The organism is Mediterraneibacter massiliensis, assembly GCF_001487105.1.
Lineage (GTDB): Bacteria > Bacillota > Clostridia > Lachnospirales > Lachnospiraceae > Mediterraneibacter > Mediterraneibacter massiliensis.
Map to the genome: position 1 here is coordinate 61,865 of NZ_LN912999.1, position 16,648 is coordinate 78,512.

Sequence of the window (16,648 nt, forward strand, 5' to 3'; positions counted from 1 at the left end):
ATATCTGACGCTGAAGAGAGGAGAAGTGCTTATATGGAAGAAAATAAGAAATTAGAATTTCGAGGCGGAAGTTTTATGGCCTTGATTCCATTTGCCATTTTTATTATCATTACAATTGCTTTGTCATTTTTTAATGCGGCTGATCAAAATATGATGATAGGCGCGGGCGTAATAGGTTTGCTGGTTGGCATGTTTTTTGCTAAAAATTTAGGCGAATATTGGGACGTTGTATTGGAAGGGCTTGGCTCTAAAGTTGCTATGACAGCAGTTATGTTATGGCTGGTCGTAGGTATCTATGGAAATATCCTGAACCGAGGACAGATTGTGGAAGGTCTAGTATGGCTAAGCGTGAAGATCAATGTAAGCGGCGCAGCCTTTACGGTAGCGGCATTTATCTTTGCGGCAGTATTTGCTATGGCTACAGGCTCTGGGTTTGGCACTATTTCCACGATGAGCTTTATTTTGTATCCGGCAGGTATTTTGTTAGGTTCTAATCCGGCGGTTTTGGCAGGCGCGATTCTTTCAGGAGCGGCAGTTGGAGATAACTTAGCGCCGGTATCTGACACTGCGATCATCGCATCTTCCAGTCAGGAGTATATGCATAAAGATGGAGTGGCGGATATTGGAAGTACTGTACGTACAAGAGCAAAATTCGTACTGATCGCGGGAGTTATCGCAGCTGTTCTGTTCTTTGTATTCGGCGGAGCCGGCGAGGCAACTGATGCGGCAGAGGCAGCGGCACTTCTGAAAGAATATCAGAATCCAAAGGGACTTTTGCTCTTGATTCCGACTATTTTAGTTATTATACTTGCGGTAAAGGGAGTCAATATTTTTGCGGCTCTTGGAACAGGTATTGTTGCTGCCGCTGCGATAGGTATCGCGGCAGGATTATTCCCACTTTCTGCGCTGTTTTCTTTGAAAGATGGAAAAGCAGTAGGTGCGATCCCAGAAGGCGTAGCAGGCATGACAACAGTAAGTATTGTCCTGATACTTGTTGTGGCGATGGGAAATATGCTGGTAAAGAGCGGATGTATGGATACAATCGTAGACTGGATGAATGAAAAAGTGATCAAAACACCGAGAGGCGCTGAAGTGGCGATATGGCTTCTTGCTACTATCTTTGGAATTTTGATCGCAGCAATCAATACCATTGCAAATATCTGTGTTGCACCGTTTGTTAACGCAGTCGGCAAGAAAAACGGGCTGCATCCATACCGGAGAACAGAGATACTGGCGACGACAATCTGTTCTTTCCCATTCTTCCTTCCATTTGGAGGCTGTGTGCTTCTTTTGTTAGGCGGCGTTTCATCTATGATGGATACATATCCATTCCTTCCGGAACTAGGGGCGTCTGATATGATGTTTACTACATTCTATAGTTGGGCAATTTGGATCGTTATGTTCATTGTCTGCATTATAGGATGGGGACGTTCATTTGAAGGTAAGAATGGAGAATATGTATTGGCGAAAGAGCGAAAAGAAGAAAAATAAAAGGAGGAAGTAGATTATGAATGAATTATCACAAATGATCAAGGATGATATGAAGCCGGCACTTGGTGTGACAGAACCGGGCGCTATTGCGTTTGCGGTGGCAAAGGCCAGAAGCTATACAAATGGCAAGATAAAAAGGGTCAACGTGGCGATGAACAGCGGAATGTATAAAAATGCATTTACCTGCGGCATACCAAATAGTAATGAAGTCGGCAATGTCTTTGCGGCAGCACTGGGCGCAGTTGCGGGAAATGCAGATAAAGGACTGGAATCTTTGGCAGATGTGACAGAAGCGGATAATGTAAAAGCGCAGGAAATGATAGATAAAGGAATCGTAACGGTAGAACTGAGTGGAATTACCAGCAGAATTTTTATTGAAGCGTCAGTAGAGACAGAGGAAGCCTGTGCGGTCGTGACGATACGCGATTCTCATACAAATATTACAAAGATCACAGTAAACGGACAAATCGAACTGGAGACGGAGGACGAAAAGAAAACAGAGGAGGAAGAAGGCGAAGAAATCCATTCTATACATAAATATACGCTGCAGCAATTGTGTGATTATGCAACGACAGTAGACATTGAAGAAATACGTTTTATAGAAGAAGCATATAAAGTGAATCTGGATTTGTTCCATGAAGGCCTTTCTAATCCGAGAACTACATTTGCGAGACATTTATTAGAACTAAATAGTGGAAAAGAAGTGTCTGACAACGAGCAGGCTACTGCTTCCCTGATGTGCAATGCGGCAATTGAAGCTAGAGTGATCGGTCTGGATAAGCCAGCTATGAGTATCACCGGATCCGGCGCTCATGGCATTATTGCGACGATGCCTTTATATGCCGCTTATAAAGTAAATGGATATACGGAAGAACAACTTCTTAGAGCCACGGCCTTAAGTTACCTTGTCTGTATGTATATCAAGGAATATTCCGGACGGCTGTCGGCATTTTGTGGTTGTGCCATTGCAGCAGGTTCAGGAATGGCGTGCGCATTGGTATATCTGCGTGGTGGTACAGTAGAGATGATGACCCATACGCTCAATAATATGGCAAGTAGTATAACAGGTATGATATGCGACGGCGGAAATCAGGGATGTACGATGAAAGGAATCGCTGCTGTGGATGCGGCATATAAGTCTGTAGAGTTTGCTATGAAGGGAATCTACATTTCAGACGTACATGGCATTAATGGAAAGACACCGGAAGAAACGATGCGTAACATGGGGCTGATCGCTTCTCCGGGAATGGTCGGCACAGAAAAAACAATCGTGGAGATATTTGAGGATAAGCTGAAAAAATAAATATAAATATAGAAAGAAACAGTGAAAGGACTATGCGGAGAAGTTATATCCAACAGAGGATAGATTTTTCCGCAATAGTTCTTTTTTATGTGCGGGTACTTTTTTTTTGTGAAAGATTGGTGTAAAATGACACAGTAACGAAAAAGTTTGAGGGAGAAGTCAAAATGAAATTTACAAAAATGCAGGGATTGGGAAATGATTATGTATATGTCAATTGCTTTTCAGAGGAAGTGAAAGATCCGTCCGGATTGGCAAAAAAGATCAGTGACCGACATTTTGGAGTGGGGGCGGATGGGCTGATTTTGATCTGTCCTTCTAAGAAAGCGGATTTTGAGATGAAAATGTACAATGCGGACGGTTCCCGGGGTGAGATGTGTGGAAACGGGATCCGTTGTGTCGCAAAATATGTTTATGATTATGGACTGACGGATAAAACACATATTTCGATAGAAACGTTGGCAGGGATCAAATATCTGGATTTGACGGTGGAAGAGAAAAAGGTGGTCCTTGTAAAAGTCGATATGGGAAATCCGATTCTAGAGCCTGCTAAGATACCGGTTAAAGCAGAAGGGGAGAGCGTAATCGATGCACCTATTATCGTGAATGGAGCAGAGTATAAAATGACCTGTATATCTATGGGAAATCCGCACGCTGTAGTTTTCTGGGATGGGGTGGATGATATGGAAATAGAAAAGATCGGTCCTTCTTTTGAAACACACGAGCGATTTCCTAATAGAGTGAACACAGAATTTGTAGAGGTATTGGACAGAAAGACGGTTAAAATGCGTGTTTGGGAGAGGGGCTCAGGGGAAACGCTTGCCTGCGGGACAGGTGCCTGTGCAGTTGCGGTGGCGTGTATATTAAATGGCAGGACAGAGGATATGGTGTGCGTAAAGCTTCTCGGAGGAGATCTGTTGATCCGGTGGGACAGAGAGAAAAATATCGTCTATATGACCGGTCCGGCAGAGGTAGTGTTTGATGGAGAATGGAATGAATAGGGATAGAATATTCAGAAAAATATACATTTTAAAAGTCATTTAAAGAAATTTTAAAAAGTACTTGATTTTTTTAGAGAGTCTGCTATAATAACGTTGTTGCGTCCGACAAGGACAGAAAACAACAGTGTTGCGGATTGGTGTAATGGCAGCACAGCAGACTCTGACTCTGTTAGTAGAGGTTCGAGTCCTCTATCCGTAGTTAAGAATCTGCTATATGCAGATTCTTAATTTCACTTTATGAGTAGAAAGAAAATAAAGCTTCGGAGTGTGGCTCAGCTTGGTAGAGCGCTACGTTCGGGACGTAGAGGTCGCGTGTTCGAATCACGTCACTCCGATTTGAAAAGGGGCTGTGAAAAAAGCATAGCCTAAAAACAAAGAAGGACCATGGGTCAAAAATAAGCCCAAGGTCCTTCTTTTGTGTTAAAATTAACTTGTGATGATAATTATTAACAAGTCTAATTCTAACGCAAAACAGGCAGTTTTGCCAATACTTATTTCGGATTATCTGGATATCTGTGATCCAGTGCTGACATTTGACCGTTTTATGGAGGAAATGGATTTGGAGAAATATCTGAAAAGGATCCCGAAACACTATACGGGAAGACTCAGATACAACCCGGTCAGCATGCTGAAAACAGTCTTATTCGGATTTATGGCAAACGGGTATATCTCACTACGGGAACTGGAAGACAGTTGTAAGGTGAATCTTCGCTTCATGTACCTTATGGATCATGAAACCCCGTCTTATAGGACATTCGGCTACTTTATCAACGAAGTGCTCGGAGATTCTATCGAAGAGATATTTAACGATATCAACCGGAAGATCTTTGAAACAGAACATGTGGATCTGCAGCATCTGTATATCGACGGTTCCAAATTTGAAGCAAATGCAAACAAATATTCCTGGGTATGGAAAAAGGCAACCGAGAAGTCCAGATACCGCTTGTTTGATAGGATTACGAAACTTCTGCAGGAGATCAATGAAGAGATTGCTTATACTGGGACAAGGCTCTGTATCAATACGGAGTATGCACCGGAATACCTAAAGGAGGCCGTCGGCAAATATGCTCAGATGTGGCAGATAGACGAAACCACATTTGTACATGGCCGTGGCCATCATAAATCGATGCAGCAGCGTCACTATGAGAAGCTGATGGAATATGCGGAAAAATTGGAAGAATATGTGGAGAAAATCCATATATGCGGAGAAGGGCGGAACAGCTATTCCAAGACGGACCATTCCGCAACATTTATGCGTATCAAGACAGATTATATGGGAAATGATCAGCTGCTTCCTGCCTATAATGTCCAGATCGGTGTTGCAGATGAATATATAGCAGTAGTAGAGGTGAATCAATACCGCAGCGACATGGACTGCTTTGTGCCGCTGATGGACAAGTTCAAAGATATTTATGGATTCTATCCGAAATATCCTGTTGCAGATGCCGGCTACGGTTCCTACAACAATTACATTTTTTGTGAGCAGAATGAAATGGAAAAGTATATGAAGTTTCCAATGTTCAAGAAGGAAACAACGGATAAGAAATATCAGGAAGGCCCATTCAGAGCAGCCAACTTTCCGATTGGCGAAGATGGAATGATGCGGTGCCCGAATGGAAAAGCCTTTCACTTGCAGTATCGCCAAAATGTAAAAGGGAATGCATACGGCAGACAGGAAGAAGTGTATCAATGCGAAGACTGTAGCGGATGTCCGTATGCAGAGAAGTGTAAAAAGACAGATAAGAACCGTACGGTGCGGGTCAATCGAGAACTCACAGCCATGCACCGTGAAGTGATAGAAAATCTGGAAAGCATCCAGGGAGCACTGCTCAGGATGAACCGTTCGATACAGGCGGAAGGAACATTCGGTATTATGAAGAATGATCGATGGTATAAGCGAATCGTACGAAGAGGAATAGAATCGGTTCGGCTGGAAGTATTTCTGGTTTCTATTGGACAGAATCTCTATAAATTTCACAACAAAAAGATAAGGTCTGCAGCCGCCGCATAAGCCATTCAATCATTAGACTTATGGGGGGTAAGGGGGAGTTATACGCATTTTTAGAAAAAAATGTGCTTATGTATAAAAAGAGGACTGTGAAAAAATGATTTCTCATTTTTTCACAGCCCCTTTTTTTGTCTGTAGAGATAGAGAAGATTACAGAATTTTACAAAAGTTATTTTTCTCTTTCTTTTCTGTGCATAAAATGATATAATCTATCAAGACTGATTAAAAAATATCAAAAAAAGTAGAAAAGAAAGGAATGGAAACAATTTATGCAAAAGAATAAGACGGAATTTAAACCATATATTCCGGCGGAAAAAGTTGTTCCCGAATTTACCGTAACATCTATCCTGATCGGTATTCTTCTGGCTATCGTATTCGGGGCGGCAAATGCTTATCTGGGACTTCGCGTTGGTATGACAGTATCAGCGTCTATTCCTGCGGCTGTTATTTCCATGGGAATCGTGCGTGTGATACTGCGCAGAGATTCGATCCTGGAAAACAATATGGTACAGACGATAGGGTCTGCAGGAGAATCTGTAGCGGCGGGAGCTATTTTTACACTGCCTGCTCTGTTTTTGTGGGCAGAAGAAGGGAAAATAGATACACCTAGTATATTGACGATCTTTTTGGTAGCCTTTGTAGGCGGTATCCTTGGAGTATGTTTTATGGTACCTCTGCGTCAGGCATTGATCGTAGAAGAACATGGAACACTTCCATTTCCGGAAGGAACAGCCTGTGCGGAAGTTCTTCTCGCTGGAGAAGAAGGGGGAAGCAAGGCGGGGACTGTATTTGCCGGACTTGGAATCGCGGCGGCATATAAGTTTATCGCAGATGGTTTTAAGCTTTTTCCAAGTGAGATTGGATATGATTTTAAGGGATATGCAGGTTCTCATATAGGAATACAGGTACTGCCTGCTCTGGCTGGTGTAGGCTATATATGTGGTCCGAAGATTTCCAGTTATATGCTTGCGGGAGGAACATTGAGCTGGTTTGTGCTGATGCCGATGATCGCGTTGTTTGGAGCAGGAGCGACAATCTTCCCGGCGACAAAGTCTATCAGCGAACTGCTTCCATCAGATTTGTGGGGAAGTTATATTAAATATATTGGAGCAGGAGCAGTGGCGGCAGGTGGTATCATCAGCCTTGTAAAAAGTTTTCCGCTTATCATTCGTACATTTAAACAGGCCATGGCGAGCATGTCCAATAATAAAAATAAATCGGATCTTCCTCGTACACAGCAGGATATTCCGATGCCGATCCTGCTGGTGATGATTCTTGTCATCGCAATTGCAATCTGGCTGCTTCCGGCATTTCCGGTAAGCCCGATCGGAGCGCTTGTAGTTGTAGTGTTTGGCTTTTTCTTTGCGACTGTGTCTTCCCGTATGGTGGGACTGATCGGTTCTTCCAATAATCCGGTTTCCGGGATGGCGATCGCGACACTGATCATTGCGACACTGCTTTTAAAAGCAACAGGAACAGACGGTACAACAGGTATGGTAGGAGCTATTGCGATCGGCGGCATCATCTGTGTCATTGCTGCAATTGCCGGCGATTGTTCACAGGACTTAAAGACAGGCTTCATTGTCGGAGCTACGCCAAAGAAACAACAGATTGGCGAGATGGTAGGTGTACTGGCCTCCTCTGTTACGATCGGTTTTGTCCTGTATTTATTAAATGCTGCATGGAAATATGGATCTGACCAGATACCTGCGCCGCAGGCAACGATGATGAAAATGCTGGTAGAAGGGATTATGAATGCAGAACTGCCTTGGGGACTGATCCTGGTGGGTGTATGTATCGCCATCGTAGTCGAGATCGTGAAAATCCCAGTTCTTCCGTTTGCGGTTGGTATGTATTTGCCGTTTAGTTTAAGCGCTGGTATCATGGCCGGCGGAGCTGTGCGTTATCTCGTTGAGCGCCGCAAGGGAAGTGAAGAAGAAAAGAAGAAACGTGTGGACAAAGGTCTGCTGTTTACATCTGGTATGATCGCAGGAGAAGGCATCGTAGGAATCATACTTGCTGCATTGGCGGTTCTGAAAGTGGATTCTAAGATCATACTGCCTTTTGCACTGCCGCAGGTTGGAAGCTTTATTATCTTCTTTGTACTTCTGGCGGGACTTTATATGTTGTGTGTAAAAAAGGAAAAATAAAAGGATCTTTTTAAGAAGATCTGTGTAAGATACAGCCTGTTTTCGCAGGCTGTTTCTTGCATTGTCAGGAGGTATTGAGATTGAAAAAGGGAAAAGATCAAAATTATCTGGATTTTGTGCCGGTCAAGAACGCAGAGATCGAATATCATATGGATGAAAAGGGGAAAGTAACTCTGTTGATCGAGTGGAAAGGGTTTTATGCAAAAATTGCACAGAAGTTTTTTCATCGTCCGCGGGTCAGCGAAATTGATATGGATGATTACGGCAGTTTTGTGTGGAACTTGATAGATGGCGAAAAAGATGTGCATGAAATTTCGCTGGAATTGGAAAAAAAATTTCCCAAAATGGAAAAGACACTTTCAAGATTGATCAAATTTATGGAAATACTGAAAGATCGCCATTTAATCTTCTGGAAAGGGGAAAAAAAGAAAGCATGATGCATTATATTCCATATATTTTATTGTTTGCCGCAGCTGCAGCCGTAATCTATGCATGGGGACTCTGGCGTTCTATGCGCCAGCAGCAGGATCTGTCCAATCTGCTTTCTGCCAAAGGAGTTGCCAAAATAAAAAAAGCGTTGAGAAGAAAGGGGCCTATGTCGGCAGAAGAGTTGGAAGAGATCGTGGAAGGACTGACGGCGAGCCAGCCCTTCAGTAGAGAGAGGATAAAAGTAACAGATAAAAAAGCATTTTTATCTTCTATCCTTCCCTATATGATCAAGCAGCGGATGATCACCGAAGAAAAAGAAGGTATGGTTGTCAAATACCATATCAGACGGTGATCTGTGCATATTTAAGACGGTATATTTCCATTTGCAAGCCGCTGTAATACATCTTTTAAGAATTGATAAAAGCGTGCAAAGGAATCTAAGGGCAGGTGCTCCTGCGGAGTATGGCAGTCCAAGATCGTAGGGCCTACAGCAATAGCATCTAATCCGGGGATCGCATCGCAGAACAGACCACATTCCAGACCGGCATGTATCGCCTCGATTCTTAAAGGCTGCCCGAAAAGTTCTTGATAGCTTTCCTGGAAAACCTTTCGTATGGCGGAAGTTTCATTATAACTCCAGCCTGGGTATTCGCCGATAAATGCGGCGGTAAATCCGAATGTCTTTGCCAGGATCCTAAAATGTGCCTTTAATTCTTCCAATAGGGAGGATACAGAGGAACGAGGCGAGAAGATGATCGTCTGTTTGTTCTCTTCTGTTCTCACGACGCCTAGATTAGAAGAAGCGACTACAAATCCATCCATTTTCAGATTGCGTTTCTGTACACCGTTCGGAGCAAGATACATGGCAAGCAGAAATGCTCTGGAATCTTCTGCAGTGAAAGCTTTTGCGTAGGAATCTTTTTCCATTGTGACCTCCCAGGAAAAGGCGGGCTCATCCGGCAGTATTTCATCTTGGAACTGACCGAAGAGATGGCGGGCAAGCTCTTCCGCTTTTACAGCAGCGCTCTGATCGGTAAAAAGAAGGGTGGCATCGCAGTCGCGGGGGATTGCGTTATCCTTGTTTCCTCCGTTTAGTTCCACCAAGTGATAGGCAGATCCCTCCAACAGGCGGCAGCATATCCTCGCCATCAGAAGGTTTGCGTTATGGCGTTCCTTGTGGATATCGCTTCCGGAATGACCTCCTAAGAGTCCTTTAATTGAAAGGTGTAAAACAGTGCCGTCCAGAACCTGTTTTTCGGCAGTTTTGCTGAGTTCTATCCGGACACCTCCGGCACAGCTTACCGTAGCGATCCCTTCTTCTTCTGAATCCATATTGATCATCGTGCGGGCGGAGAGCAAAGACTTGTCCAGCGCTTTTGCGCCTAAAAGCCCTACTTCTTCCGCTGTGGTAAATACACATTCCAGAGGTGGATGTGTGATGTCCTCATCATCCAGGACCATGAGCATAAGTGCCACTGCGACTCCGTTGTCTGCCCCCAGCGTAGTGCCGTCAGCATAGAGTATGCCGTCTTTTACTTCTAAGTTCAGCCCCTCTTTTGTAAAATCATGCTGTACAGTTTTATTTTTTTCACATACCATGTCAATATGACCCTGGAGCATGACCGGAGGGAGAGCGGCAGCATTTTTGCTTCCCTCCTTTTTGATAATGACATTATGATCGGAATCTTGATATACCCATAAGTTTCTTTTTTGTGCAAAGCTTACAAGATAATCGCTGATCTGCTTTTCATTGCCGGAACCTCTTGGTATTGCACTGATTTCTTCAAAAAAGTGAAATAATTGTGCAGGCTTATATCCTTTGATCTTATAATCCATATAGTATCTCCTCATTTCTTTACAAATTTTAAAACATTTCATCTTAGATTATAACAGATTTTATTTGGATGTGCATTGTTATTATGAAGCAGATGTAGATAAACTACACTAGTCAAAGAAAATAAAATTGCGTATAATATGAATAATGGGCTGCAAAGGCTACATGGAAAAATAAAGCAAGATTTTGGAACAGAAAGGAAAATATATGGAACAGATACAAATAGAAGGAATGGATTCTCCATTGTCCAGACTTGTATACGGTACGGGTACGGCCATTTTAGAAGGAGATGATCAACAAGCGGCATTTGCATGTCTGGATATGGCGTGGGAGGCTGGTTTTCGAGTGTTTGATACGGCTCACAGCTATAAAAGAGCAGAGGAAAATCTAGGCGCGTGGATGGATAAACGCGGGGTGCGCGAAGAAATCGTGCTTCTGGACAAAGGCTGCAATCCGGGACAAAATGGGAGTGAAGATATATTTTCTGCGGATACGATACGAAGTCATATTGCAGAATCTTTGCGAAGATTAAAGACAGAAAAGGTAGAGTTCTATATACTCCACCGGGATGATGAGACGAAACCGGTGGATGAGATCGTAGAAGTTTTGAATGAATATAAGGACAAGGGGATCATCGGGAAATTCGGCGGCTCTAATTGGCGGCTTCCTCGTATCCTTCAAGCAAACGAATATGCCGGGAAGCATGGACTTACGGGTTTTGAGGTGATCAGTCCATGCTTTAGTCTTGCCGAACTTGCAACGGATCCTTGGGGAGGGAGCATTTCGATGGCTCGCAGGGAGAATGAAGATCTGCGCAAATGGGCAGAGAAGGAGGCGGTCTGTGTGTTTCCTTACTCTGCGTTGGCACGAGGCTTTCTTTCCGGCAAATACCGAACAGACGGGCAAAAGACGATCGAAGAATGTCTTGGATGGGGGACGATCGCAGAATATGACTGTCCAAAGAATAGAAAACGTCTGCAGCGGGCAGAACAGCTTGCGGACAGAAAAGGGCATACAGTGTCTCAGATCTGTTTGGCCTGGCTGCTTGCGCAGGATATGCAGGTCTTCCCGATCGTTAGTCCGACAAAGGAAAGCCATGTGAAAGATAATGCAGAGGCATTGCAGATCGTGCTGGACCAGGAAGAAGTAACATGGCTGGAAAATGGAAAGGAATATATTTGATGAAAGATACCTTTACAGATAGACAAGGAAAACAGATCTGTCTGGGCGCTTTAGCCCATGTAGACGCAGGAAAAACAACTTTGTCTGAGAGCTTTTTATTTTTAAGCGGCAAGCTCCGTAAGGCAGGGCGTGTGGATCACAAGGATGCGTTTTTAGATACATATGAGATGGAACGGGAACGGGGGATCACGATATTCTCAAAGCAAGCGGTGTTTGATTGGAAAGGAATGGATGTGACACTTCTGGATACGCCGGGGCATGTGGATTTTTCTGCGGAGATGGAGCGTACTTTGCAGGTACTGGATTATTCAATACTCGTGATCAGCGGTCCGGACGGCGTGCAGGGACATACGATGACGCTCTGGAGGCTTTTGAAACGATATGAGATCCCGACATTTATTTTTGTCAATAAGATGGATCAAGATGGCACAGACAAAGAAGAAATCCTGGCAGAATTAGAGCGTCAGTTTGGAGAAGGCTGCATGGATTTTAGTCATCTGGATGATACAGCCTTAGAAAATCTCGCCCTCTGTGATGAAAAAATGATGGAGTCATACCTGGAATCTGGTAAGATCGGTGATGAACTCATCAGAAAAGCCATCCGCACCAGAAATGTATTCCCCTGCTATTTTGGTTCTGCGCTTTATATGGAAGGTGTGGAAGAACTTTTAAACGGGATTTTACGATTTACAGAGCAGTCAGAATATTCAAAAGATTTTGGTGCGAAAGTATATAAGATCGGCAGAGATGAACGAGGAAACCGTCTGACTTACTTGAAAGTAACAGGCGGAGAACTTAAGGTCAGAGACAGTGTGGATGACTCTGGAGAAAAAATAAATGAAATACGTGTATATTCCGGCGCGAAATACACAAATAGTTCCTGTGTGACAGCAGGAAATGTGTGTGCAGTAACAGGACTTTCGCATACCTATCCGGGGGAAGGACTGGGGGTAGAACCGGAATCGGCACTCCCTGTTTTGGAACCGGTGCTGACATATCGGATTGTTCTGCCGGATGAGTGCGATGTACATAAAATGTTGGCAGATCTAAAAATGTTGGAAGAGGAAGAACCAGAACTTCATATAGTATGGGAAGAACAGATAGGAGAAATACATGCCCAGCTGATGGGAGAGGTGCAGACAGAGGTGCTGATCCGTATGATCAAGGAACGATTTGGTGTATGGGTGGAATTTACAGAAGGAAATATTGTGTACAAAGAAACAATTAAATTTCCTGTGGAAGGAGTTGGACATTTTGAACCGCTCCGGCATTATGCGGAAGTACATCTGTTGTTAGAACCGGGAGAGAAGGGAAGTGGCCTTCAGTTTGCGTCTGACTGTAGTGAAGATATACTGGATCGCAACTGGCAGAGGTTGATTTTGACGCATTTAGGGGAGAAAGAACATAAAGGAGTGCTTACCGGAGCAACGCTCACTGATATGAAGATCACTCTGCTTGCAGGACGGGCACATCAGAAGCATACGGAAGGCGGAGATTTCAGACAGGCGACGTATCGGGCAGTGCGGCAGGGACTGAAAAAGGCAGAGTCTGTTTTGTTAGAACCGTACTATGCATTTAAAATGGAACTCTCACAGGATATGGTTGGAAGGGCAATGGCAGACATCCAGAAGATGCAGGGCAGCTTTGCGCCCCCAAAGATGACGGGAGAAATCGTCACATTAAGCGGCAGTGCGCCTGTATCCCAGATGAGGGGATACCAAAAGGAGTTTATTTCTTATACAAGAGGCAAGGGACGTCTGTTTTGTGAACTGAAAGGATACGAGCCTTGCCAGGAGCAGGAGGAGATCGTCTCTCGTATAGGCTATGATGCAGAGGCAGATACAGAAAACCCTACAGGTTCAGTATTCTGTTCACATGGAGCCGGCTTTGTAGTTCCCTGGTATCAAGTAGAAGAGTATGCACACATGGAAAGCTGTTATGCTGTCAAAGAAGAAGCAAAAAAACAGACGCCTTCTTTTAATCCTCCGCCTGTATCCAGGATCGAATTGACACAGGAAGAACTGGATGCCATCTATGTAAAGACGCCGGATCCGGCAAAAAGAGGGTATCAGACAGGTCCTGTTACAGTGCATGCAGTGAAAAAAGCAGAGGGTACGGGGAAAAGGGAGTCCCGGGGAAAAGAAAAGAAAAAAGAAGAATACCTGTTGGTGGATGGATATAATATCATTTTTGCATGGGAGGAGCTAAAGGAACTTTCCGAAAAAAACATAGAAGGCGCCCGCAGTAAACTAATGGATATCTTGTGCAATTATCAAGGATATAAAAAATGTACGGTAATCCTTGTCTTTGACGCTTATAAAGTAGAAGGAAATTTAGGCGAGGTAATGAAATATCATAATATCTATGTTGTCTATACAAAAGAGGCGGAGACGGCAGATCAATATATTGAGAAAACAGTACGGCGTATAGGACGTCAATATGATGTTACTGTTGCTACATCTGATGCCCTGGAACAAGTCATTATACTAGGACAGGGGGCACGCAGGATGTCGGCAGCAGGATTGAAGGAAGAGATCAAACTGGCGGAAAAAGAACTGCGGGAGGAATACTTGAGAAAAGATACAGTCCATAGAAATTATCTTTTCCAGTATTTACAGAAAGACGCGGCAGAAGCTATGGAGAAAATAAGATTGAGAGGAAATGAGGAAGAGGATGTTAAATAATATTTTAGGAACAATCAATGATTTTATGTATACATATCTGCTTTTATTCCTGCTTATAGGGACAGGAGTGTATTTTACAATACGTACACGATTCGTACAGGTAAGGATGATAAAAGAAGCGTTTCATGTATTGAAGGAGAAAGAAAAAGAGGAGGATGGAAAGAAACAAGTTTCTTCTTTCCAGGCGTTAATGATTTCAACAGCATCCCGTGTAGGTACCGGAAATATCGCGGGAATTGCAACTGCCATTGCGGCAGGGGGAGCTGGAGCAGTTTTTTGGATGTGGCTGATGGCCGTGATAGGAGGCGCCTCTGCTTTTATCGAGAGTACACTGGCCCAGGTTTATAAGGTGAAAGATGGGGCGGATTTTAGAGGCGGACCGGCGTATTATATGGAGCAGGGGCTGGGAAAGCGTTGGCTTGGGATTATCTTTTCTATTCTTATGATCATATGTTTTGCTTATGGTTTCAATGGCTTGCAGTCGTTTAATATGTCGTCTGCGTTGGAATATTATATTCCCGGTTATGGCAAGTCTGCCTATCCGGCAATCGTAGGCCTGCTTTTAGCATTGGCAACGGCTTTTGTGATCTTTGGAGGTGTACATCGGATTGGATTTATTACATCTGTTATGGTTCCGATCATGGCCGGCATTTATCTTTTGATAGGAGTAGTTACCATCTGTCTGAACCTTCCGGCTCTTCCGGGAGTGGTCGCATCTATTCTCTCGCAGGCATTTGATGTGAAGGCGATTATGGGAGGCATGGCGGGAAGCGCAGTGGTGATCGGGATAAAAAGAGGACTTTTTTCTAATGAAGCAGGTATGGGAAGCGCGCCAAATGCCGCTGCTGCCGCATTTGTCAGCCATCCGGCAAAACAAGGGATGGTACAGGTATTATCCGTTTTTATTGATACGCTTTTGATTTGTTCAGCTACTGCAGTGATGCTTTTACTCTCCGGCATAGAAGGTATCCCGGGGACGTTGGATGGGATTCCATTTGTGCAGAAAGCTATTTCCGCAAATGTAGGAAACTGGGGGATCCATTTTATCACGCTTTCTATTTTTGCGTTCGCATTCAGCAGTCTTGTTGGAAATTATTACTACACGGAGGCAAATCTATTATTTATCAAAAACAATAAAAAAGTTCTTTTTGTCTTTAGATGCACATGCCTTCTTGCTGTTTTTCTTGGAGCGCAGGCAGATTTTTCTGTAGTATGGAATTTTGCGGATATAACAATGGGATGCATGGCTGCGGTAAATATCATAGCGATTTTGCTGCTTGGAAAGAAAGCTCTCCTTGTATTAAAAGATTATGAAAGACAGAAAAAAGAAGGAAAAGATCCCGTTTTTAAAGCAGAAGAAATTGGAATAGAGAATACACAGTGTTGGAAATAAAAAAGAATACAGAATTTACAAAAAACAAAAAAATTTCATAAAAATAAGGTTTTCTTGTAACTATTTTCTTGGTAGAATGGTATTATTGATAAATACATATAATGAAAAAACAAGAGAGTGAGGTAGAAATTATGAATTGTATTAATTGTTATAAGGAGATACCAGATGATACAAAGTTTTGTCCATATTGCGGCGCACAGCAGATAAAACCGGCACAGGCAGAATCGTCTGCGGAAACTCCGGCACCGGAAGTGCAGGCAGAATCGTCTGCGGAAACTTCAGCGCCGGAAGTGCAGGCAGAACCGGCTGCGGGGAATCCGGCACCGGAAACAGCAATGCACAATGAGCAGCCACAAGCAGCTGCCTATCAGGGGATGGAACAGCCGCGGGAGACAGCATATCAGGCGCAGCAAACTCCGCCGCCGGTGTATAATGTTCCGCCGGTACAGCAGGAATATATGCAGGAACCGCCAGTAAATTGGGTGCCGTATTTAGTGTTGTCTATTCTTAGTACGATTTTGTGCTGTACACCGTTTGGTATCGTGGCAATCGTATTTGCCGCAAAGATAAACAGCGCTGTAACAGCAGGTAATATGGCAGAAGCAAAAGATGCAGCGAAGAAATCTAAAATATGGATCATCGTATCAGCAATTGTGGGCGTTGTATTGTGGATTTTAATGGTTATATATTTTGTAGTGATCGGTGTGAGTGCGGCATATTACTATTAAAATGAAGGAATTGTTCAGAAAGTCAAGGACAGCACGCATATCGGCAGTTATGGCGATAGCTGTAGCAGTGCTTGCGGGGTGTATATATTTATTCTATCATAATCCGATCGTGTATCCGATTCCTTGTGTGATACATATGCTGACAGGTTTGTACTGCCCTGGATGTGGAGCCGGAAGAGCTTGTTATGCGTTGCTCCATGGACGGATCTATGAGGCGTTTGCGTATAATCCCCTTCTGCTGGTCTTGCTTCCATTTCTGGCCTTGTATATTGCAGCCAGGTTTGTGGATTGGATGCTTACAGGAGAAAACCATATAGACTCCCGAATATCTGTCAAGCTGTTAGTTGCCGTGCTTATCATAGTAGTTGTTTATGGTATAGTACGTAATCTGCCGGTATTTCCATTTACACTTTTAGCACCGGGAGGAATTTTAAAGGGGATTTAAAAA

Annotated in this window: 13 protein-coding genes and 2 tRNA genes; 14 read left to right on the top strand and 1 reads right to left on the bottom strand. The window is 43.6% G+C overall.

What is annotated here, in order from left to right; genetic code table 11:
- The 9 genes from BN3282_RS00310 (at position 1) to BN3282_RS00350 (ending at position 8,731) form a co-directional block, all read left to right on the top strand.
- On the top strand, positions 1–1,491 hold the full coding sequence (locus BN3282_RS00310) for a Na+/H+ antiporter NhaC family protein (protein ID WP_267304242.1): 1,491 nt from the start codon (positions 1–3) through the stop codon (positions 1,489–1,491).
- Positions 1,492–1,507: 16 nt separating this feature from the next.
- Positions 1,508–2,794, top strand: a complete 1,287-nt coding sequence (locus BN3282_RS00315; RefSeq protein WP_059066169.1) for an L-cysteine desulfidase family protein — start codon at positions 1,508–1,510, stop codon at positions 2,792–2,794.
- A gap of 164 nt (positions 2,795–2,958) precedes the next feature.
- Positions 2,959–3,792 (top strand): diaminopimelate epimerase, encoded by an 834-nt coding sequence (dapF, locus tag BN3282_RS00320; protein ID WP_059066170.1) that lies wholly within the window; start codon positions 2,959–2,961, stop codon positions 3,790–3,792.
- 128 nt (positions 3,793–3,920) lie between these two features.
- A tRNA-Gln gene (locus BN3282_RS00325) sits at positions 3,921–3,991 on the top strand.
- 62 nt (positions 3,992–4,053) lie between these two features.
- Positions 4,054–4,127 (top strand) — tRNA-Pro (locus tag BN3282_RS00330).
- 101 nt (positions 4,128–4,228) lie between these two features.
- The gene (locus tag BN3282_RS00335; RefSeq protein ID WP_059066171.1) at positions 4,229–5,803 is read left to right on the top strand and encodes an IS1182 family transposase; all 1,575 of its coding nucleotides are present in this window, start codon (positions 4,229–4,231) and stop codon (positions 5,801–5,803) included.
- 266 nt (positions 5,804–6,069) lie between these two features.
- On the top strand, positions 6,070–7,950 hold the full coding sequence (locus BN3282_RS00340) for an OPT family oligopeptide transporter (RefSeq protein ID WP_059066172.1): 1,881 nt from the start codon (positions 6,070–6,072) through the stop codon (positions 7,948–7,950).
- A gap of 80 nt (positions 7,951–8,030) precedes the next feature.
- The gene (locus BN3282_RS00345) at positions 8,031–8,387 is read left to right on the top strand and encodes a PqqD family protein (protein ID WP_242866565.1); all 357 of its coding nucleotides are present in this window, start codon (positions 8,031–8,033) and stop codon (positions 8,385–8,387) included.
- A complete protein-coding gene (locus BN3282_RS00350) occupies positions 8,384–8,731 on the top strand; it encodes a hypothetical protein (protein WP_059066174.1) in 348 nt (115 codons plus the stop codon). Before BN3282_RS00345 ends, BN3282_RS00350 begins: the two co-directional genes overlap by 4 nt.
- 11 nt (positions 8,732–8,742) lie before the next feature.
- Here BN3282_RS00350 and BN3282_RS00355 read toward each other — a convergent pair whose 3' ends face one another.
- On the bottom strand, positions 8,743–10,215 hold the full coding sequence (locus BN3282_RS00355; protein WP_059066175.1) for an aminoacyl-histidine dipeptidase: 1,473 nt from the start codon (positions 10,213–10,215) through the stop codon (positions 8,743–8,745).
- A gap of 205 nt (positions 10,216–10,420) precedes the next feature.
- Between BN3282_RS00355 and BN3282_RS00360 the strand changes: the two genes are divergently transcribed.
- The 5 genes from BN3282_RS00360 (at position 10,421) to BN3282_RS00380 (ending at position 16,645) form a co-directional block, all read left to right on the top strand.
- Positions 10,421–11,395 (top strand): aldo/keto reductase, encoded by a 975-nt coding sequence (locus BN3282_RS00360; RefSeq protein ID WP_154821473.1) that lies wholly within the window; start codon positions 10,421–10,423, stop codon positions 11,393–11,395.
- A complete protein-coding gene (locus BN3282_RS00365; RefSeq protein WP_242866566.1) occupies positions 11,365–14,079 on the top strand; it encodes a translation factor GTPase family protein in 2,715 nt (904 codons plus the stop codon). Before BN3282_RS00360 ends, BN3282_RS00365 begins: the two co-directional genes overlap by 31 nt.
- Positions 14,069–15,472 carry an alanine/glycine:cation symporter family protein gene (locus BN3282_RS00370; RefSeq protein ID WP_059066177.1) on the top strand — a complete coding sequence of 468 codons (1,404 nt, stop codon included), beginning with the start codon at positions 14,069–14,071 and terminating at the stop codon, positions 15,470–15,472. Before BN3282_RS00365 ends, BN3282_RS00370 begins: the two co-directional genes overlap by 11 nt.
- A gap of 131 nt (positions 15,473–15,603) precedes the next feature.
- Positions 15,604–16,200 (top strand): CD225/dispanin family protein, encoded by a 597-nt coding sequence (locus tag BN3282_RS14490; protein WP_082667406.1) that lies wholly within the window; start codon positions 15,604–15,606, stop codon positions 16,198–16,200.
- 1 nt (position 16,201) lies between these two features.
- Positions 16,202–16,645 carry a DUF2752 domain-containing protein gene (locus BN3282_RS00380; protein WP_059066178.1) on the top strand — a complete coding sequence of 148 codons (444 nt, stop codon included), beginning with the start codon at positions 16,202–16,204 and terminating at the stop codon, positions 16,643–16,645.
- Positions 16,646–16,648: the final 3 nt, after the last annotated feature.

Bases quoted from the DNA above. Each gene is read 5' to 3' on its own strand.
- BN3282_RS00315 (WP_059066169.1), top strand. From the start codon at position 1,508: ATGAATGAATTATCACAAATGATCAAGGATGATATGAAGCCGGCACTT.
- dapF (WP_059066170.1), top strand. From the start codon at position 2,959: ATGAAATTTACAAAAATGCAGGGATTGGGAAATGATTATGTATATGTC.
- BN3282_RS00335 (WP_059066171.1), top strand. From the start codon at position 4,229: ATGATAATTATTAACAAGTCTAATTCTAACGCAAAACAGGCAGTTTTG.
- BN3282_RS00340 (WP_059066172.1), top strand. From the start codon at position 6,070: ATGCAAAAGAATAAGACGGAATTTAAACCATATATTCCGGCGGAAAAA.
- BN3282_RS00350 (WP_059066174.1), top strand. From the start codon at position 8,384: ATGATGCATTATATTCCATATATTTTATTGTTTGCCGCAGCTGCAGCC.
- BN3282_RS00355 (WP_059066175.1), bottom strand. From the start codon at position 10,215: ATGGATTATAAGATCAAAGGATATAAGCCTGCACAATTATTTCACTTT.
- BN3282_RS00360 (WP_154821473.1), top strand. From the start codon at position 10,421: ATGGAACAGATACAAATAGAAGGAATGGATTCTCCATTGTCCAGACTT.
- BN3282_RS00365 (WP_242866566.1), top strand. From the start codon at position 11,365: ATGGCTGGAAAATGGAAAGGAATATATTTGATGAAAGATACCTTTACA.
- BN3282_RS00370 (WP_059066177.1), top strand. From the start codon at position 14,069: ATGTTAAATAATATTTTAGGAACAATCAATGATTTTATGTATACATAT.
- BN3282_RS14490 (WP_082667406.1), top strand. From the start codon at position 15,604: ATGAATTGTATTAATTGTTATAAGGAGATACCAGATGATACAAAGTTT.
- BN3282_RS00380 (WP_059066178.1), top strand. From the start codon at position 16,202: ATGAAGGAATTGTTCAGAAAGTCAAGGACAGCACGCATATCGGCAGTT.